Source organism: Nitrosomonas oligotropha (assembly GCF_900106555.1).
GTDB lineage: Bacteria > Pseudomonadota > Gammaproteobacteria > Burkholderiales > Nitrosomonadaceae > Nitrosomonas > Nitrosomonas oligotropha_A.
In genome coordinates this window covers 1-19884 of record NZ_FNOE01000027.1, presented here as the reverse complement: position 1 = coordinate 19884, position 19884 = coordinate 1, and the positions used below count along the sequence as shown (strand labels likewise).

Here is a 19884-nt window from a genome sequence, read left to right as displayed (position 1 = left end):
CGAGTGTAACCTTATGGCTTAACCCAGTATTGAAGTTGTCCCCTTGAATCGTCCCGGGTTTCCGGAGATAAAATGATTCGAAAGAAGGAGAAGATGAAGGATCAAATCAGTTATTCACCGGAAGTACGGGGACGAGCGGTTAGATTGGTATTTGAACAGCAGAAAGAGTATGGATCGCAATGGCCGGCGATCAAATCGATTGCATCGAAGATTGGCTGCACAGCGGAGACGGATCGGGGAATTCGAGGCGGCATGTCGACATCGGATTACGAACGTCTCAAGCAACTGGAACGGGAAAATCGTGAGCTCAAACGAGCGAATGAGATATTGCGGAAGGCACCAGCTGGCCGGACGTGGGCGCCGCGCATCAAGGCAAAATCCATCGCGGTGCGGACGAGGACTACCACGCCCCCGGAGACACCGCCGACAAAATCGACACCGCCGGATTGGTCAAAGTCGCCGCGATCCTCAAAGAAGCCACCGAATACCTCGCCAACCGCATCGAACCGCTGACAGTTACGCTATCATCGTCAGCCCCCGCTTCCGCTGAATCCACCACACCGAAGGAAAAACGCAAAACCAGCCTCGGCACCGTCCCGGATTTTTCTTATAAAGGCGAAGGCGTGCGCATCGACAACACCCTCCCCGGCTCCCCGGCGCAACAAGCGGGACTGCAACAGGGCGACATTTTGATTCAACTGGCCGGGCAGCCGGTCAGTGATTTAGCGTCGTATGCGGCGATTTTGTGGTCGTTGAAGGCGGGGGAGAAAGTGGAATTACGGTTTAGAAGGAATGATGAAGTTAAAGTGGCTGAAGTGGTGTTGGTGGAGCGCTAGCAGCCTAATTGCTAATTCCGTATCGCTTCGATTATTGGAGCTGCAACCGAGGCTGGATAAGCTTGGCATCAATAATAATTGAGTGCTACTCTATGAAATATTGGTTTTTCCATGCTTAAACGATCATGTTTTCGCTTTGCTTTTAATGTACTAGATGGAACAGATTTGTAGCTAGCAACATTGTCGTATTAGATTCAATTAACTTTCATATTTAACTTATCAGTTAATATTAGAAACATGATTATTGGAGAGAACACCTTTCACATTGTTCACAGTTACATCCCTGCTGGGGTGTTCCTCAATTTAAACGTTAGCTGCTCGATAGATATTGATCATGTCTGAAGACATTCCATTGTCACACAAGCTCGAACAGCGTTTGAACCACCCATGCTTCCCTCAGCCTCCCAATCAGCAATTACGGATATGGCGGTACATGGACCTCGCAAAGTTTGTTTGGTTGTTGAAAGAGAAGCGATTGTTTATGTCGCGGCTCGACAAATTTGCCGATCCCTATGAGGGGTCGCTGACTAAAAAAACCATTGAAGGTATTGATCTTTTTCTCCGCCAGCATGGATCAAAGGATAGTTGGGCTGAAATGTCCAACATGTACCGGGAGAACCAGAGCAGCACTTTCGTCTGTTGCTGGCACGGCAACGAGCAGGAGTCGGAAGCAATGTGGCGGTTGTACTGCGGGAGCGGTCACGGTATTGCGATACAAAGCACGTATGACCGATTGGTGGAAACCATTAAAGAGCAATTAGAAACCTACGTTGGTTGTGTCAAATACATCGATTACGAACGTGAATGGTTTCCCGATGCAAATGCCTTTTACCCGGTAATGCACAAACGCTCAGCGTTTGCACATGAGAATGAGGTACGACTTGTCTGCTCTCCATCGAGTTACCGCTTGATGCCGTTGGAGCAGAGACCAACATCCATTTGCATTCCTTGGGATTCAACGACAATGATTGAGCGTGTATACGTTGATCCATATGCTCCTGAGTATTTCTACAACGTGGTCCAATCTATTGTCAGTGCATTCGAGCCGTCAATAAGTCCTCGCCTTTTTTGGTCTCAAATGAAGGCTGCTCCTCTCTTTTAGGCATATGCAGCTAATTCAATCGTTAGGGTTAATATGAAACGAAGCTTCGTTACCATACTCTTGCTGCTAGCTGCCTTGCCGGTTGATGCCTGGGAGTACAAATCGCTTTCCGGCCAATACCGCATCGCGGGTCAAACAGTCATCGATCCACCGCCATCCGAGGCGCGGGACACACACTTACACCTTGAGTTGTCCGGCGCTGCCGCACGAGATTTATACCATGCCATGAAAGTTGTCGCCAAACCAGACGAGTGTGCCGATGACGGGGCCATGATAAAGACTGTCGGAGAAATGCAATGCCTTCGCTCTCAGGATGGAAAAGAGTTTCAGTGCTCGTTCGCAATCGACATTGCAAATCAAAAAATTACGGGAGCCAGTGTGTGCTGATGGTTTCCCGTTCACCTCTCACTCCGCAGTCAACCGCGGTGTCCCAACCGCGACGTTGTTGGGAATCCTTCCGCGCTATGCAATCCGGCACTGGTTACTTAAACGTTTCTTAACATTGCAAATAATCTAAGCTCAAAATATTGAGCTACATCAAAATACTATCATATCAACCTGATAAAATTCTTTAAGCCGCAGTGCGAAACGTCTCGTTCGCGCGGTTAATTCTGTTATGCTGATTTTGCTGCGATTGGCGAATCCGGCCAGCAGCGCTTAAATCTGTCATTTGTTCCAAATTCTGTTTCTCTACAGGCTGTTAACCAATAGCCTGCTCACATCATTCTGATAAGGAGAACATCATGGCCATAAAAGACAATCCCCGGTTCTACGAGCTTATTGTCGTCACTGAGCTGGTTGACGTTACAAGCGATACCAAACCCCCTGAAGTTTTTGCGTATGCATTCTCGTCCGATGGAAGCATGCTTACCTCTGCGCCAGTTAAAGATGGCAGCAAAGCGGCGTTGCGCATTCCTGTATCCGCCAGTAAAGAACGGTTGCGCATCCTGGTTGGTCCGGCATCCGAGGAGAAAAACGCTGGGTACGACGATTTGATGCGCCGCGGTGCACAGCAGCAGTTTCTGCTGGCCGATCCGAAAAATCCGGTCAAGGAATTGCGGTTCCGCGTGTTCCCGGATATTTGGCATTGCTGGTTTTTCCGGGCGTGTTTCGTGCGCGGAAAGCTGATGAAACGGATTATCGTTGGCGGCACGACGGTCGAATATCCGGTATGCAATGCAACGGTCGAGGTCTTTGAGGTCGATCCGCTGCATGTCCTTATTCCGAAGCTGCCGGACGCCATTATCGACCGGCTGCGCGATGTGATCGTGCGTCCGCGCCCATGGCCATCGGTCGTCGATCTGCCGCGAGTCCCCGAACCGTTTCCGTGGCCCGGCCCGGGACCCGATCCAGCACCATTTGAGCGGCGCATGATGATGGCAGCTTCGGGCGCCATGCAGGAAGCCGCTACGCCGGAAGACACCGCGGATGCGTTCGATGAAATCGCGAACGCGACGGAATTGAAATATATCGCCAAAGCCGGCAGCCGGTTGCAATTCCAGCAAGCGTTGATCGACCATGCGTTCATTATCCGTCCGTTGCTCTGCCGTTTCTTCCCACTGCTGGTGACCAAGCAAAAAGTCGCGACCACGACCACCGATGCCTGTGGAAAATTTCAAACGGTGTTTTTCCGCGGCTGCAACGATACCGACATTCCCGATCTTTATTTCAAAGCGCGCCAGCGTTTGTTCGGTTTCCTGGATGTGACGATTTACGAACCCAAGCCGGTCTCGTGCCATACGCATTGGGATTACGTCTGCGGCACCGAGGTCACGTTGTACACCAAGCATCCGCTGGCGCAAATCTGCTCACCTTGCCCGCCGGTGATCGGCCCCGCTAATTGGGTCGCGTTTCTTGCCATCGGTGCGCATGCATTAAGCCATATCTACGGAACCGCGCCGTCGCTGCAAGGCAGCACTGACGACGATAATCGCGGTTTAACCGATAGTGGCGCGCCGTGGGGCGGTTTGCTGCGGCCGCGCCTGGAGTTTTCCAATGCATTGGAAGCGCTCGGCGCGAAGTATTACCGGGTTTCCTGGCGTAAAGGCGATAGTGGCGATTTCGCGCCGCTGAGCAGCGCGGTTTATCACTATTACCGCCACGATGTGAATACGCCGACCGGACCGATGCCCGCGTGGACACCATATCTGCTCGGTCCTAAGAACGCCGACGACGGCGCCGGTCACATGGTGCCCGATCTGTTCGAGATTCCCTACCCTTCGGTCGCGCCCGAAGGGGTTTGGGATGCGCCACCGCATATCAGCGAGATTGTTGAGCATTTCAGTAATGCGAAATTCCCAACGCAAGAATTGGCGGCGGGCATGACGTATGACGGTAATGGCGATACCGTTGGAGCGGATAACAGCGGTAAGTATCAACTTAAGTTGGATTTGTTCAATGCCAACGGTCAGCCGGTCAACATCGCGGCATCAGGCATCCAGTATGTCGTGCCGGATGTGCCCGATCTTACCGGCACAATTTACACCACCGCTGCCGCACCGCTCGGTTTGGTTGTTGGCAGTAGCATGATCGTGACGCTGCACGTCGATAATAATCACTGCTTTGCCGGTATCGACGCGCCAACTATCGGGGCCTTGGCAGCCGATCCGTGCTGCGGCGTGCTGAATTATGCGGCTAAAGACTCTGTCACGATGACATGGCAAGCCAAACATCCGCATGGATTCGCGCGCTATCACTTCGGTGTGGTTCGCGGGGCCAATAGCGTGCTGCAACTCCCTACTCCCGGCGGTTGGGACCCTGTTGGCAGCGGCTCGTTCTCAACCACCCGCGCGGTATCGAATCTGCTGAACGATAACCTGCCTGCGGGTTGCGCGATCGACGGCTGCCCAGTGGCTGGCTTCAGCGAAAATCTGTACGTGGATGCCACGGCAACGGACGGCTGGACCAGCGAACTTGGTTACGATGCCAGCGCAGTTCGTGCGTTTGTATTGTCGAGTGCGGCAGTTTAAGAGGAATTGAAATGCTGGGGCTGTAGCAGATTCGCTGAGCTTGTTAGCAAATTTACTACAGCCCCAAATTTTTCAGGTTCCTGGAAGTAATTAGTCCCGGATTTTCAGCCGGAATCGCGGCGCCCGTTTCTTCTCCGAGGATGACAGCCGGTTAAGTCCCAACACGGTGATGCGGTGCGCGCTGTTGAAACTGGGCGCGCCGTCCTGGTCGCGCAGAATGGACGATACTTTGTATTCCAGATAACCTGCTTGCGGATCAAAGCGGATGTCGTGAATCCAAATGCCTGCCCGCTGTACCCGCTGATGTTCGCATTCGTTGACAAGCTCCCAGCCGGTCAACATCGGAATGGCATAGTCGTAAGGCAGCTCATTGATGCGAACCGTTTGGGTGCGTACCACGCCATCGGCGCTTTTGCGGCAGGTGTCCGTTTTTCCGGTACGGGGATTCAGCGCCAGGAAATCTCCGTGCAGTTTGACGCTGCGGCCACGGATCTGGGCGGCGCGGGTCTTGATGCGGTGCGTGTGCGTGTTGTTATCCTTGAAAATGGTCTGCGTCACCCAGTGCGGGGTACCACCGAGACTGGGTGCTGCACTGGCTTGCGACAAATTGTAGGCCACTTGCAACAGGCGATAATCCACGCGATCTCCCCATTGGCACGGCCACAGACGCCATTCGCATTCAAAGGTATCGGTATATTGGAAATCAAATCCGCGCGGAATAATTGCAACCGCATCGTATTTTCTTAACATGCCTTTGTGGCCGGTATTTTCCAGTGTGGCCACCGCACCTTGATTTTCAGTCTGTACTACCGAAGATTCGATACCGTTGTGATCTTCTTCTATGGTGGCGTCAATTGCCGTGGAATGGTAACCCAATGCCGTATAAAACACGCAAAATTCAAAAGCATCTTTGCGACTCTGATCTTCCAGCGTACCTTTTGCCTCGAATACCAGAACCGTGGAACCGGTGTTTTTAACCAGCTTGCTGTGCGTAATATCGGCCCGCATCGAGTTGACTTCGCGATCCTGGTTCAGATAGCGCAAATCCCAGCCATTTAATACGACCGTGCCGCTATCGACATAATCCGGCATTTCAATCCATTGCAGCAGGGTTACCGGTTCCGCCCCGTTATCACGCTGCATGCATTTTTTCCCTTCGAGCAGAATGAATTTGCCTTGATCTTCAAATACCGTTTTTGCGTCGGACTTGAGCGACAGTTGCTCAAAGGGTGTGAGGATTTTTGTGCGGTCTTCCGCATCAGGCGTTTTCTTTTCCGGTTTTTTGGTTGCGCAAGCGGAAAGGGAAAGCAGCAGGCACGTTGCAAGCAGTATCAATACAGCGCGGATCATTTTTACTCCCTTGAAATTGAACTAGGGAAAGTCAGCGGTTGTTTTTCTTGGCGCGTAATCTTCTCGCTTCTTTCGGATCGATAATCAAAGGCCGGTAAATTTCAATCCTGTCATGTGGCTCCAGCACAGCCTGCAATTGGGTCAATTTACCGAAAATACCCAGTTTGTTTTTAGTCAGATCAATCTCCGGAAATTCATTCAAAACGCCGGAACACCGTATCGCATGTTCAACCGTACACCCCGGAGATACATCGAGTTTTTTCAGAAACTGAACCTGCGGCAGCGCGTAAGCGACCTCAACCTGCATCGGCGCCGTTAACGCTTGCCGTAAATCACTTCCGCCCGCTCGATGAAATGTTCCACGAAACTGTTTGCAATCATATGAAATACCGGCCCGACCAGTTTCTCAAGAATCCTGTGCGAGAAGGTGTAATGCAAGCGGAATTTGATTTTGCACGCGCTATCCGACAGCGGGATAAATTGCCAGTAACCATCCAAGTGTTCAAATGGCCCATCGAGTAAGCTCATTTCGATCAAATCCGGCGGGAAGCGTTTGTTCTTGGTGGTAAAACTGTGTTGAATATGATGATAATCGATCTTGACGGTTGCGTGCGTCGTGATCTCGTCTTGCGGTTCGACGGAGGTACCGCCGCACCACGGGAGAAATTCAGGATATTTCGCCACATCATCCACCAGCGCAAACATTTGGCTTGCCGAGTATTCAACCAAAACTGATTTTTCTATTTCTGCCATAAAAGTAAATCACCCCGTATCATGAGGTAATATCGAAAAACTGATAAAATACACGAAATCTAGTGATTCCCACCCATTTCATACCTGCATGAGTATAGTACAAAATAAAAAAGCCTTTCACGATTATTTTATCGAAGAACAGTACGAAACCGGCATGGTACTGGAGGGATGGGAAGTCAAAGCCATTCGCGATGGCCGGGTTCAGTTGAAAGAAGCTTATGTTATTATCAGCAACGGCGCGCTGTACTTAATTGGCAGTCATATCAGTCCGCTCAAGACAGCTTCAACGCATATCAATCCCGATCCGGTCAGAACCCGCAAATTGTTATTGCACGCGGAAGAAATCAAACGGCTCATCGGCAAAGTCGAACGCGCCGGATACACGCTGGTTCCCCTCGATATGCACTATAAAGCGGGCAGGATCAAACTGGAAATCGGCTTGGCCAAAGGCAAGAAACAACACGACAAGCGCGAATCCGAGAAACAGAAAGAATGGGAGCGCGACAAGCAACGCTTGATGCGCGCCAAATAAAAACGGTAATGCGTTACCGGACTCAATTTCAGAAATAATTTTTATTTTACGACTATGCAAAAACCTATTGCGATCTGGTTATTAATTTGTTGTGCCCTGGTATTCGCCATGATAGTGGTCGGCGGTGTTACGCGCTTGACCGACTCCGGGCTTTCCATTGTCGAATGGCAGCCGATTGTCGGCACCATGCCGCCCATCACGCAGCAAGACTGGGATGTGTTGCTGGAAAAATACCGCGCCACGCCGCAGTATCAGCAAGTCAATAAAGGCATGAGCGTCGATGAATTCAAAAGCATTTTCTGGTGGGAATACTTCCACCGCGTACTCGGCCGGTTGATCGGTCTGGTATTTTTTGTACCGTTTGTTTATTTTCTAGTGAGAAAGCAAATCGACCGGCCGCTGGGCATCAAACTGGCGGGGATATTCGTATTGGGTGGCCTGCAAGGATTCATGGGCTGGTATATGGTTATGAGCGGTTTGGTCAACGATCCGCATGTCAGCCAGTACCGTCTGACCGCGCATTTGGGATTGGCTTTTGTCATTTTTGCCGCGATGTTCTGGGTCGCATTGGGATTGCTGTCGCCGCACCGCGAATATTCCCCGGAAAATGAGAAACTGCAAGGCCTGCGACGGTTTTCCTTCAGTCTCTCTTCATTGATTTTTATCATGGTGTTATCCGGCGGTTTCGTGGCTGGTATTCGCGCAGGCTTGGCCTACAACACCTTCCCGCTGATGAACGGGCATGTGATTCCACCCGACCTTTTTATCCTCGAACCGTGGTACCGCAATTTCTTCGATAACATCACCACGGTGCAATTCGATCACCGCTTGATCGCCTGGATACTGGCCTTTTCCGTGCCGATTTTCTGGCTCAAATCACGCACCGTGGAACTGCAAGGAACCACACGCCTGGCGTGCAACCTTTTCCTGCTGATGCTGGCGGTACAAATCAGCTTAGGTATCGCAACGCTGCTCCATGCGGTGCCGATTCCATTAGGCGCATCGCACCAAGGCGGGGCGGTGCTGCTGTTTGCCGCATCCCTATGGGTGAGCCACCGGTTACGTTAGTCATTCGCAGAAGCGGCATCGTCCCGTTCCCGTAACGGGACGATGCCATCAGTACCCCAATTCATCCCAGCCATTGCCCCATGCGGTGCATTTCGTTCAGCTCCCATTTCAATGGATAAAAAAACCCGCGCCAGCAACCCCGGACCCGCTAACGTAAAGCCCAGACCGAAGCGCAGACGCACCGCAGCTGCGCGTAATAGCGATGACCCTGGCAAATCGCCCAGAAAGCGCCCCCAAAGAAACCAACCTGGTAAATTCCAGCAGACATTACTACTGACCGGTATCGAAATCCTCGGTTTAAGCAGCGCCGCAGTTTGCGCCATCATCCTGTTGCTCGGTTACTCCGCGAGCCAGTTCTCGGGCACCAGTTTTTTCGGTCATTTGCTGCCGTTCACCGCTGGTGTGCTGGTGTTGATATTGGCCGCCAGTGTTTTTCTGCTCAGCTGGTGGAAGCTGCGGCAATGGTTGCGGCGCTATTCGGAATTTTTCATGCCGGTATTGTCTTTGTCGCTCGCCCTGCTGACCGGCTGGCTCGTCACACACGACCAGTTTTCGCTGGCTTACGGTAATTTCCGCACCTTGGTCGGCGGCAAGGAAGAAGCGGGACGAGTGACGATTTCGCATCAGGTTTACGCGGCTTATCGCCGCCACGATTCCGCGCAATTGCAAAAAATGGTTAACCGCTCGCAAGAATACCGGCAAGCGATCGAAGATGCAGCCCGGTCTTTCGATATCGACGCACATCTGCTGCACGGCATCGCCGCTACTGAATCGTCTTTTATTCCGCGCGACAGCCACGACGGCGGACGCGGCTTGTTTCAAATCACCCGCGTTCCGGAAGCCGTCATTACGCAAGCACGGCGGCGGCTCAATGTGGAAAAAATTGTGCTGGACAATCCCCGCCACAACGCCTTTGTCGCCGCCGCCACGTTTAAACACTACTTGGCGGAAATGAAAGACGATCTCTTTCTGGGCTTGCTGGCCTACAACATCGGCCCGGCGAACGGCGGTTTACGTTTTATCATGCAGCAATACGGCGCGACCGATTTCACTACGATACAACCTTACCTGCAAACGCTGCCGCGCGACTACCCGATCCGGGTGCTCGCCTACTCGCTGGCGTTCCGCCTGTGGCATCAGGAAGGCCGCTTGCTCGCGTATGAAGAAGGCAACAACGCCATCCGCATCCAGCGCATCGGCATCCCGGGACTGCACGCCGGTTTGTGAGTGGCGGCTACTTAATCCAAATCGTTTTGATATTTACAAATTCGCGGATGCCGTGGTACGACAGTTCGCGGCCGTAACCGGATTCTTTCACACCGCCGAACGGCAGGCGCGGATCGCTTTTGACGATGCCGTTGACGAACGTGCAACCGGCATGAATTTGCCGCGCCAGCGCTTCGCCGCGTGCGGAGTCGCGCGTCCATACGCTGCCGCCCAAGCCGAAATGCGTCCGGTTGGCTAAGCGAATTGCTTCTTCGTCATTGTTTACCCGCACAATTGCGGCGACCGGACCGAACAGTTCTTCGTCAAACGCCGCCATGCCGGGTTGCACGTGATCCAGAATTGTCGGTGCGTAATACGCACCCTGCACGCCGATGAAAACGCCGCCAATCACCCGCTGTGCGCCCGCTGCGATGCTCCGTTCCACCTGTGCATGCAGATCGGTACGCAAATCCTCGCGCGCCATCGGCGCAATCCCGGTGGCATCGTCTTTCGGGTCGCCGCTCTGTAACTGACTGAACAGCGCTTTCAGTTGCGCAACGAAAGCATCGGCGATGGGTTCGGCGAGAATGAAACGCTTCGCGGCGATGCAGCTTTGTCCCATGTTTTGCAGCCGCGCCGTGAGCGCTTGCTTGGCTGTCGACTCAATGTCCACATCGTCGAGCACGATAAACGGATCCGACCCACCCAGTTCGAGCACGCATTTTTTCAGATGCTGCCCGGCGATTGCCGCTACACTTCGCCCTGCCGCGCTGCTACCGGTCAGCGTCACGGCGGCAATGCGCTGGTCGGCGATCACCCTCTCGACCTGTGCGGCGCTGATCATCAGTGTGCGGAAGGTGTTCGCGGGAAATTCGGCCTGCTGAAATGCTTCTTCCAGCGCCAGCGCGCAACGTGGCACATTCGATGCATGCTTCAGCACCACCGTATTACCCGCCATCAGCGCCGGTGCAGCGGCACGGATCATTTGCCAGAACGGAAAATTCCACGGCATGATGCACAGCACGGTACCCAAAGGCTGATAAACCACCAGGCTGCGGCTGGCATCGGAAGCGATCACTTCATCGCTCAAATACGCTTGCGCGTGATCTGCATAATATTCACAGCCAAACGCGCATTTTTCCACCTCCGATCGCGCTTCTTTGAGCAGTTTGCCCATTTCTTCGGTGATCAGATGGGCATATTCTTCGTTGCGCCGGCGGAATATTTGCGCGAGATTACGCATGAATCCGGCGCGCTGCTCAAAACCGAGCGCCGCCCAGCCGGTTTGCGCAATTTCCACTTGATTCAATACCGCATCGATTTCATGGGTTTGCCAGGTTGAAAAGGATTGCAGGGTTTGGCCTGTGGCCGGGTTGATCGATAGCATTGGCATAGCGGTCATTCTCCTGTTAGTCATTTACTGCCAGCGTATCTGCGCTATTCACTTCGTCACGCAAATCAACTCATTCCAGTTCGTTGTGTATCTGGGACTGCGATTTCCTTGTTTCATTCTCCACGGCTGCCGGAAGCCTTCCGATGCCAGCTTCAACGTACTGCTGCCCATTTTGGCATTGATTTGATCCATAACCGCCATTAATTTGCCGGATTTATTTTCCGCCGCTACCAAACCAAACAAGTCGGATTGCCGGTTATCGGCGGAAACCAATTCGAACAGCATCACCCGCGCTTTCTGATAGCGATAGCCAGCGCGATAAATTTTACGCAACCCCCATAACGCGGCTTTGGTCAACCGCACGGTATCATCGGTTGGCACGGGAAGCGGAATAGCCAGGCCATTGGCATAATACCGTTCTTCTTCGTTGAACGGACTGGTGCGGATCGCAACGTAAATCGCCCCGGCACACAATTGCTGGCGGCGCAATTTTTCCGTTGCGCGGCGAACATACAACGAAACCGCCTCTTCCAGACTGGCCAGATCCGTAACGGCAACGCCAAACGAACGCGAGCTGACAATTTGCTTTCTCGGCGGCGCGATCTCATCCAGTTCGATACAAGGCACACCATTGAGTTCGCGGATAACTTTCTCCATCACGACGGAAAAACGCGAACGCATCCCGGCCGGGGAGGCCCGCTTCAGATTAAGCACGGTTCTGATGCCACTATCATACAGCTTGGGAAAAAGCCTCCGGCCGATACCCCAAACTTCACCCGCGGCAATCCGGTTGAACCAGTCATTTTGCTGATCAGACGGCATGCTGTTCAGGTCGCATACGCCGTCTAATTCCGGGTATTTTTTCGCGATGTGATTGGCCAATTTGGCCAGCGTCTTGGTCGATCCGATACCAACGCAAACTGGCAAGCCGGTCCACTGTTTCACGCAGCGGCGGATACGCTGACCGTAGGATGTCAGATCTTGTGTTCCGAATCCGGACAAATCGAGAAAGCATTCGTCAATCGAATAAATTTCCTGCTGCGGACTGAACATGGCCAGAATGCTCATCACACGGTTACTCATATCGGCGTACAACGCATAATTGGAGGATTGCGCGATAATGCCGTGTTTTCTTGTCAAGTCCTTTAATTCAAACCACGGTTGCCCCATCTTCACACCCAGTGCTTTCACCTCGTTGCTTCTCGCCACCGCGCAGCCGTCGTTGTTGGATAGCACCACAACTGGCTTGCCTTCCAGGCGCGGATTGAACACCCGCTCGCAACTCACGTAGAAGTTGTTGCAATCGATCAAAGCGATCGCGCGCGTCATTTGCGTTCACGCGTAGAACTATCACGTTCCATGCCTCGAATGATTGTGTGAAGATTGTGACGGTGAATTCCCCTGCCCGCGTTTTCCATCGTGATGAGTTGTGCATTTATGATATCGGAACGATATTCAAACATGCATGAAAAAGCCTGTCAAATAGCAACTCCGAACCCCAGGCATCGATTGTCACACCCTGATTTCATTCTCACTGATCCACGGTATGATCTTCAGCCAGAATCTGAATACCTCGAATTCATCTCACACCACAATGGAAAAATCTTGAATAAAATACCATTATCCAACGATATTTCCCGTACGATACTCCGATGAAAAATTATTTCTCCCCGTTGCATCTGCTACTCTTTATTTTCCTGCTCGGCGTCATGATGATGCTGTTTCAGGTGGAGTTGCTGTCATTTGCCTTTGTAAAGCTGGGGTTGCCGCCGGAATCGGGTCTGATGGTGCTATTGCTTTCCTTGCTCGGCAGTGCCATTAACTTGCCGGTGGCGCGGATCAAAAGCGATGTGCCGGTACAGGAACCGGCCCTGCCTGCCTATTGGGGATTGCTCAGGATGCCGCCGCAACCCTTTCATAATGAAACACAAATTTTGATCAATCTTGGCGGCTGCCTGATACCGGCAACGCTCTCGCTGTATTTGTTTTCCCACAGCACACTCAGCCTATCCTCCACGCTGCTGGGAATCGCGATCATCAGTGCGATCAGTTACTACTTCAGCCGCCCGATCCAGGGGCTTGGCATCGGCATGCCGGTGTTGGTAGCGCCCATCAGCGCGGCGCTGACCGGCTTGATCATCAGCCCAGAGCAGAGTGCCGCGCTTGCGTACATCAGCGGTACGCTGGGCGTACTGATCGGTGCCGACCTGCTACACATGAAAGACATTTCCCGGCTCGGCACGCCGTATGCATCGATCGGCGGCGCAGGTACGTTCGACGGGATTTTCATCACTGGTGTTGTGGCCGCGTTGCTGGCCTGAAAATTCAATTTCCATAAAAAAACCCCGCCGGAGCGGGGTTTTTATTTTTGCCGGAAAACCGGGTTATTTGTTACTGTTATTACTGTTTTCTGCGGCGTGCAGCAAATCCCAGCAAACCTAAACTGGCCAGCAACATCGCATAGGTTTCGGGTTCCGGAATGGCTGCGATGGCATCGATTTCACCTTCACCAGGAGACCATGGTCCACCTACCAGGCGGTCGCCTGATACGACTGCAAAGTAATTATAGGAACCGGTGAAAGACCATTGTGACGACCAGTCGTCGGCATTTTTCAAAGCACTGGTATCATCCACGCCTCTCGCCTATACGCTGGTGATATGCCCTTCTTCGAGCAATGCGCCAGAGGAGTCTGATCCGTAAATACGGAATTCAAAAGACTCCCAAAATTCACCGGTGTTGTCAGCATTCCAGCCATGATCGATGGCCGGAATGGCAAGCACGGAACTCAATGCTGCAGGACTATAGACCAGAATAGCCGGATCGTACTGCAACCAATGATGATCGGCCGTACTCATCGCAGCAGCAGCCGTGAAGCCATCACCACCGTAAGTCGATCCGTCCGCCCAGCCAGTTGCACCATTACCACCACTGACATAACTCAGGTAGCTGGTTGGTGTTACTGTGCCGCTGTTCACCGTCGCGGTATCGGTCAGTGTTGCGCCGCCGATAGTGGTTGTAGCAAATGCCGTGGAAATGGATACCGACAGCACTGCCGCAGTCAAAAGAATCTGTTTAAACATAAAATCTCTCCTTATTTATAAATTGAGCCCTTCTCGTTCTCACGCCAATCAACCTTAAAGTTGCATATTTTAGTCAGCGCTTCTTACTTATTTTTATCACTCATAACCTTTTCCTGTTGAGAAAAGGGTTATTAATTATAATACGAATTTCGTTCCGTTTTTTATAAAAATCAGCAATATTTCATAGAGCTAACCCTAACCATCTCTGCATTCCGGTCTTAACCCCGGTATACTTTTACCCATGGATATTTCACACTCGCACAATTCCGGTTCACCGCACCAGCATATACTGCATCGGCTGCATGCGTTGCAACAGCAATTCCGGCACATTTCACCGCACGCCATGCAACGAACCGCCGCCGAATTCAATATATCGCTCAGCCAGGTGGCTGCGGTAGTCGCGTTTTATTCGTTTTTTTCCACGCAACCGCGCGGCCGTTTCGATATTTTATTCAGCAATTGCACCAGTTGCGGCTATCTGTCCGGAGATCAAGACCTGATGCAGATGCTGTGCCAGCTGTTACAAGTCACGCCGGGCAAAACACGCGCGGATGGATTAATCAGTATCAGCGAAACCTCGTGCATCGGCATGTGCGATCAGGGCGCATCGCTGTTGATCAATGGACTGCCGGTCACCGCTTTGAATGCGGAAAAACTGACACAGATTGCACAGCGGATCACCACGGAATCTCCGCTCACCGATTGGCCAACGGAATGGTTTGCCGTGCATGACAGGATATATCGCCGCGATCTGCTGCTAATGGAACAACACGCTCCCGGCAGCGCGCTGCAAACCGCATTGGCGCAAGGCGCTGATCAAACGCTGGCGGTCATCCAGCAATCCGGCTTGCGCGGCCGTGGCGGCGCCGGGTTCGATACCGGCAAAAAATGGCAGTTGTGCCGCGCAGCACCCGGCGATGCACATTATGTCGTTTGCAACGCCGACGAAGGCGAACCCGGCACATTCAAAGACCGGTTGTTATTACGCGACCATACCGACGCAATGGTTGAAGGCATGACGACGTGTGCGCTAGTCATTGGCGCAAAACAAGGATTCGTCTATTTACGCGGCGAATACCGCTATTTATTACCGCATCTGCACGCCGTACTCGATCAGCGCCGCAACCAGGGATTACTGGGCCAACATATTCTCGGATATGAAAATTTTGAATTTGACATCGACATCGTCGTGGGCGCCGGTGCATACATCTGCGGCGAGGAGTCCGCACTAATCGAATCGCTCGAAGGCAAGCCTGGCATTCCGCGCATCCGGCCGCCATTTCCCGTCACACACGGCTACCTGGGTCAACCCACCATCGTCAACAATGTCGAAACCTTCATCGCGGCAGCACATATCATCACACACGGTAGTGTTTGGTTTTATTCCATCGGCACGGAGCAATCGCGTGGCACCAAAATCCTCAGTATCAGCGGTGATTGCGAGAAGCCCGGCATTTACGAATATCCATTTGGCGTATGCATTCGGCAGGTTCTCGACGATTGCGGCGCGCAGAACGTGCAAGCGGTGCAAATCGGCGGTCCCGCCGGAAAATTGCTCGGCGCGGCGGAATTTAACCGCGCCATCAGTTTTGAAGATATTTCCACCGGTGGATCGTTTCTGGTATTTGATCAGCAACGCAATTTACTCGCGATCCACCGCAATTTCGCACATTTCTTCGCACACGAAAGCTGCGGTTTTTGCACGCCCTGCCGTGTCGGCACACGGTTATTGAAAAACAATCTGGATAAAATCGCCGAGGGTCGCGGCACTGCACACGATATCGAAGAACTCAAACAGCTCAGCCATCTGATTCAGCATCAATCGCACTGCGGCTTGGGACATACCGCCGCCCATCATGTGCTGGATGGCTTACAGCATTTCCCTCACACTTTTTCCGCTCCTCTACAACCCCATTTCACCGCGCAGTTCGACCTCGATCAGGCACTGGAAAGCGCCCGGCAGGCAACACATCGCAACGATGCCGCAGCGCATCTGGATAACGAGTAATGTCAGACAATCCCAGCACAATCCGCATCGACGGCCAGGAAATCCCGTTCACGGCGGGACAAACTATTATGGACGCCGCACTCGCGGCAGGAATCTACATTCCGCATCTGTGCCACTACTCCGGCCTGCCGCCGAGCGGCAATTGCCGCTTGTGCGTGGTGGAAAACGGTAACCGCAGTGTCGCCGCGTGCATCACACCAGCCGTAACGGGACAGGAAATCCGTAACAACACGCCGGAATTGAACGAAGCGCGCAAAGCGATCACGCAAATGCTGTTCGTCGAAGGCAACCATATCTGCCCGTCGTGCGAAAAAACCGGCAACTGCAAATTGCAAGCGATGGCGTACCACCTCGGCATGCTGGACGATCACTTCCCGCAGTTTTACCAGCGCCGCGAGCTCGATGCATCACACCCGGAAATTCTGCTCGACCGCAGCCGCTGCATTCTGTGCGATTTGTGCGTGCGCGCCAGCCGCGACATGGATCAAAAAAATGTCTTCGCCATCGCCGGGCGCGGCACAGATGCACATCTGATCGTTAATACACCCAGTGGAAAGCTGGCGGATAGCACGATGGCAGTCACCGATCTGGCGGCAAATATCTGCCCGGTGGGCGCGATTCTGATCAAGGAAATAGGCTACGAAGTGCCAATCGGGCAGCGCATTTACGACCAGCAAACCATCCGCGAAACCGGTTTGCAGGAACATGTCGATCGGAAAAATGACGATTGAGCGCGCAACCGGACGATTGAAAACAGCGCCCTACTCTGCCAGCGCTTGCAGCGCACGCACGATGAAATGCGGCAAACCTGCTAAACTCCGCGCTAGATCTTGAGGTTCATGCACAGGAGAATGGTATGAAAGACGAAACAATCGCTATCCACGCCGGTTATCAAACCGACCCCACCACCAAATCGGTGGCGGTTCCTATTTATCAGACCGTCGCCTACGAATTCGACAATGCCCAGCATGGCGCGGATTTATTCAATCTCGCCGTACCGGGTAACATTTATACGCGCATCATGAATCCGACCAACGATGTGCTGGAACAGCGGGTGGCGGCACTCGAAGGCGGAGTCGCGGCCTTGGCGCTGAGCTCAGGTCAGGCGGCCATCCATTATGCGGTAATTAATATCGCCGAGATGGGCAATAACATCGTCAGTGTGCCACTGCTGTATGGCGGAACTTATACACTGTTCGCGCACATGCTGCCGAAACTGGGAATCGAAGTGCGTTTCGCCAAGGATGATCATCCGGCGAGTCTCGAACCGTTGATCGACCAAAAAACTTCGGCGGTATTCTGCGAATCGCTGGGTAATCCGGCGGGAAATATTCCGGACATGGAAGCCATTTGCACGATGGCGCACCGGCACGGCGTTCCGGTTATCGTCGATAACACTGTGCCCACGCCGGTCTTGATGAAACCTTTTCAATCCGGCGCGGATATCGTGGTGCACTCGTTGACCAAATACATGGGCGGACATGGCACATCGGTTGGCGGCATCATCGTCGACTCCGGCCGGTTTCCCTGGCCGGATCACGCGGAACGGTTTCCCATGCTCAACAACCCCGAACCGGCCTATCACGGTGTCATTTATACGCAGGAATTCGGTCCCGCCGCCTATGTAGGGCGCGTGCGCACGGTGGCGCTGCGCAATACCGGCTCAGCCATGTCGCCGATGAATGCCTTCTTCTTTCTACAGGGTATCGAAACCTTGTCGCTGCGCATGGAGCGGCACACCGGGAACGCGCTGAAAGTTGCACAATATCTTGAGCAACATCCCGCCGTGGCATGGGTGAAATATGCAGGGCTGCCGTCATCGGAATACTACCAACTGGCGCAAAAATATATGCAGGGCCGCCCATCGGCATTGATGACATTCGGCATCAAAGGCGGATTTGAAGCCGGTGTGAAATTTTACGATGCGCTCAAGCTGTTCAAGCGGCTGGTGAATATCGGCGACGCAAAATCCCTGGCCGCGCACCCAGCATCGACAACCCACCGCCAATTGACCGGTCCCGAACTCGCCGCAGCGGGTGTAACGCAAGACATGATCCGCTTATGCATCGGCATTGAAAATATCGACGATATTCTGGCGGACTTGGAACAAGCGCTCGCGGCCAGCCGGATTTAAGGAAGCGCTGAAAACTACTACGCTCAGTCATGCTGTATTGGAATCAGACTCAAAATGCTCATTTACATCTTGTAAACTGCGCTTTTTCACCTGATTTCGCCTTGTCTGGCCGTCGCTCGCTACCTTTTTCAGAGCTTTCTTAAACAATCAGCTATCGGATACCAAAAATATAATGAATTTTCCCATCGATATCCGCGAAGAAGCGGGAGTGCGCACTTTGCATTTCGGTTCCGATTGGATACAGGGCGCGATGCGCATCGCACGTCCTTGGCGTTTGGAGCTCGACTACACCCGGGAAATGATGGTCAGCCTGCTGCTGCGGAACGATGCGCGCTTTCCGCGCAAAGTGCTGTTGATCGGTCTCGGCGCCGCGTCGCTGACCAAATTTCTATACCGCTACTACCCATCGGCAAAACTGACCGTGGTTGAAATCGAACCGCGCGTGGTAGCAGCCGCAAGACAATTCTTCAAACTGCCGGAAGACCCGCTACGCCTCAATATCGTGATCGCGGATGGCGCACAATATATCGCCGGGAACGACAAGACTTACGACCTGATTCTGGTGGATGGTTACGATGCCGATGCGCGCCCCGGCGAACTCGACATGCTGCCGTTCTACCAAATGTGCCAGGCTAGCTTGAACCATAATGGCGTTCTCGCAGTGAATCTGCTAGGCCGCAGCCGCGGCCATCAAGCCAGTGTGGAGCGTATCAAAACGGCATTTAACGAACGCGCATTGGCTCTTCCTGCCTGCGACAGCGGCAACGTTATCGCACTGGCCACAAATGGAGATAAACTCGAGATTCCATTGCACAAACTCAAGGAACAGGCACTCGAATTGAAAGAAAAAACCAGCCTCAACCTGTCGCCGGCACTGACACGTTTGGAACAAACCAAATCTTGTTTCGGTGGGATGCTTACGATTTAAGGAAAGTGGAATTACAAGTTCGTCTTAATCTACCAACCGTTCTATTTGTTTCTGATCTGACATCTTCTGCTTCCCGCTTAAATGCTCTGCGAAAAGATTTCCAGATCAATCCATGGCTCGATGCTGGGCTTTCTTCGGCAGCCCAGCCGACCGTGCTTCGCACATTACTGTGCTAACTTTTCAGAAAGATCATAAATCTTATCTTTAACCGTTTTCCATATCTCCGATGGGGGCGAAACTTGTGTTTGTGTTTTGATTTGATTTGATTAATTTTATTTATAGCGTCCGTATACGATCTGCCAGTTGATCTTCCAGATCACCCCCCATTTGAGTTGCTTGTTCTTTAGCATCCCCATACTTTTGATTTATCAGATCCTTGGCATTCATATGTGATAATTTGTAAGAAATCTCAGAGTTGTTTACAGATAAGTTGATTGAAATAAGCGTTGAGTATTTCATAAGGGGTGGCATTATTCAAACTCTTATGAGGCTTAACGGTATTGTAGAAATTAATGAAACGGAGA

At 52.5% G+C, this 19884-nt stretch carries 19 protein-coding genes and 1 pseudogene; 13 read left to right on the top strand and 7 right to left on the bottom strand.

The features are described from left to right. Nucleotides 1-93: 93 nt before the first annotated feature. The 5 genes and pseudogenes from BLU57_RS16670 to BLU57_RS12515 form a co-directional block, all read left to right on the top strand. A pseudogene (locus BLU57_RS16670) lies at nucleotides 94-345 on the top strand (transposase); the annotation flags it as partial. Between the two features lie 8 nt (nucleotides 346-353). Continuing rightward, nucleotides 354-836, top strand: coding sequence for a PDZ domain-containing protein (locus tag BLU57_RS12530; RefSeq protein ID WP_256206076.1), 483 nt, complete (start codon nucleotides 354-356; stop codon nucleotides 834-836). A gap of 334 nt (nucleotides 837-1170) precedes the next feature. Further along, nucleotides 1171-1938 (top strand): DUF2971 domain-containing protein, encoded by a 768-nt coding sequence (locus BLU57_RS12525; protein ID WP_143026978.1) that lies wholly within the window; start codon nucleotides 1171-1173, stop codon nucleotides 1936-1938. Between the two features lie 33 nt (nucleotides 1939-1971). Continuing rightward, nucleotides 1972-2325: a hypothetical protein gene (locus BLU57_RS12520; protein WP_090321448.1), complete on the top strand. Its 354-nt coding sequence runs from the start codon at nucleotides 1972-1974 to the stop codon at nucleotides 2323-2325. A gap of 356 nt (nucleotides 2326-2681) precedes the next feature. After that, the gene (locus BLU57_RS12515) at nucleotides 2682-4907 is read left to right on the top strand and encodes a hypothetical protein (RefSeq protein WP_090321445.1); all 2226 of its coding nucleotides are present in this window, start codon (nucleotides 2682-2684) and stop codon (nucleotides 4905-4907) included. Between the two features lie 90 nt (nucleotides 4908-4997). Here BLU57_RS12515 and BLU57_RS12510 read toward each other — a convergent pair whose 3' ends face one another. Genes BLU57_RS12510 through BLU57_RS12500 form a run of 3 tightly spaced genes read right to left on the bottom strand, consistent with a single transcriptional unit; the run spans nucleotide 4998 to nucleotide 7010 of the window. Then, entirely contained in the window at nucleotides 4998-6257 is a 1260-nt protein-coding gene (locus BLU57_RS12510; RefSeq protein ID WP_090321442.1) for a hypothetical protein, read from the bottom strand. 31 nt (nucleotides 6258-6288) lie between these two features. Continuing rightward, nucleotides 6289-6564: an RnfH family protein gene (locus BLU57_RS12505; protein ID WP_090321441.1), complete on the bottom strand. Its 276-nt coding sequence runs from the start codon at nucleotides 6562-6564 to the stop codon at nucleotides 6289-6291. A gap of 8 nt (nucleotides 6565-6572) precedes the next feature. Continuing rightward, complete coding sequence (locus tag BLU57_RS12500; protein ID WP_090321438.1) at nucleotides 6573-7010, bottom strand: type II toxin-antitoxin system RatA family toxin; 438 nt, start codon at nucleotides 7008-7010, stop codon at nucleotides 6573-6575. Nucleotides 7011-7098: 88 nt separating this feature from the next. On the opposite strand from BLU57_RS12500, the gene smpB reads away from it, so the two are divergent. The 3 genes from smpB to BLU57_RS12485 all read left to right on the top strand — a co-directional run bounded on the left by smpB (nucleotide 7099) and on the right by BLU57_RS12485 (nucleotide 9837). Next, nucleotides 7099-7542, top strand: coding sequence for an SsrA-binding protein SmpB (smpB, locus tag BLU57_RS12495; RefSeq protein WP_090321435.1), 444 nt, complete (start codon nucleotides 7099-7101; stop codon nucleotides 7540-7542). Between the two features lie 54 nt (nucleotides 7543-7596). Next, nucleotides 7597-8610 (top strand): COX15/CtaA family protein, encoded by a 1014-nt coding sequence (locus BLU57_RS12490; RefSeq protein ID WP_090321432.1) that lies wholly within the window; start codon nucleotides 7597-7599, stop codon nucleotides 8608-8610. 111 nt (nucleotides 8611-8721) lie between these two features. After that, nucleotides 8722-9837 (top strand): lytic transglycosylase domain-containing protein, encoded by a 1116-nt coding sequence (locus BLU57_RS12485; protein ID WP_090321429.1) that lies wholly within the window; start codon nucleotides 8722-8724, stop codon nucleotides 9835-9837. Nucleotides 9838-9844: 7 nt separating this feature from the next. Here BLU57_RS12485 and BLU57_RS12480 read toward each other — a convergent pair whose 3' ends face one another. Both BLU57_RS12480 and BLU57_RS12475 read right to left on the bottom strand, forming a co-directional pair. Continuing rightward, the gene (locus BLU57_RS12480; protein WP_256206078.1) at nucleotides 9845-11218 is read right to left on the bottom strand and encodes an NAD-dependent succinate-semialdehyde dehydrogenase; all 1374 of its coding nucleotides are present in this window, start codon (nucleotides 11216-11218) and stop codon (nucleotides 9845-9847) included. Nucleotides 11219-11257: 39 nt separating this feature from the next. Then, nucleotides 11258-12538, bottom strand: a complete 1281-nt coding sequence (locus tag BLU57_RS12475; protein WP_090321424.1) for a Y-family DNA polymerase — start codon at nucleotides 12536-12538, stop codon at nucleotides 11258-11260. A gap of 323 nt (nucleotides 12539-12861) precedes the next feature. Between BLU57_RS12475 and BLU57_RS12470 the strand changes: the two genes are divergently transcribed. Further along, nucleotides 12862-13530 carry a DUF1614 domain-containing protein gene (locus tag BLU57_RS12470; RefSeq protein ID WP_090321421.1) on the top strand — a complete coding sequence of 223 codons (669 nt, stop codon included), beginning with the start codon at nucleotides 12862-12864 and terminating at the stop codon, nucleotides 13528-13530. 79 nt (nucleotides 13531-13609) lie between these two features. On the opposite strand, the gene BLU57_RS16665 is transcribed toward BLU57_RS12470, so the two are convergent. After that, nucleotides 13610-13843 (bottom strand): FxDxF family PEP-CTERM protein, encoded by a 234-nt coding sequence (locus BLU57_RS16665; RefSeq protein WP_090321418.1) that lies wholly within the window; start codon nucleotides 13841-13843, stop codon nucleotides 13610-13612. Between the two features lie 9 nt (nucleotides 13844-13852). Then, nucleotides 13853-14290, bottom strand: a complete 438-nt coding sequence (locus BLU57_RS12460) for a hypothetical protein (RefSeq protein ID WP_090321415.1) — start codon at nucleotides 14288-14290, stop codon at nucleotides 13853-13855. Nucleotides 14291-14531: 241 nt separating this feature from the next. On the opposite strand from BLU57_RS12460, the gene BLU57_RS12455 reads away from it, so the two are divergent. From BLU57_RS12455 to BLU57_RS12440, 4 genes are all read left to right on the top strand, one after another. Next, nucleotides 14532-16298 (top strand): NAD(P)H-dependent oxidoreductase subunit E, encoded by a 1767-nt coding sequence (locus BLU57_RS12455; RefSeq protein WP_090321412.1) that lies wholly within the window; start codon nucleotides 14532-14534, stop codon nucleotides 16296-16298. Further along, nucleotides 16298-17029, top strand: a complete 732-nt coding sequence (locus BLU57_RS12450; protein WP_090321409.1) for a 2Fe-2S iron-sulfur cluster-binding protein — start codon at nucleotides 16298-16300, stop codon at nucleotides 17027-17029. The genes BLU57_RS12455 and BLU57_RS12450 overlap by 1 nt, the downstream gene beginning before the upstream one ends. Nucleotides 17030-17154: 125 nt before the next feature. Then, nucleotides 17155-18432 carry an O-acetylhomoserine aminocarboxypropyltransferase/cysteine synthase family protein gene (locus tag BLU57_RS12445; protein WP_090321407.1) on the top strand — a complete coding sequence of 426 codons (1278 nt, stop codon included), beginning with the start codon at nucleotides 17155-17157 and terminating at the stop codon, nucleotides 18430-18432. 172 nt (nucleotides 18433-18604) lie between these two features. After that, entirely contained in the window at nucleotides 18605-19360 is a 756-nt protein-coding gene (locus BLU57_RS12440) for a fused MFS/spermidine synthase (RefSeq protein WP_090321403.1), read from the top strand. Nucleotides 19361-19884: the final 524 nt, after the last annotated feature.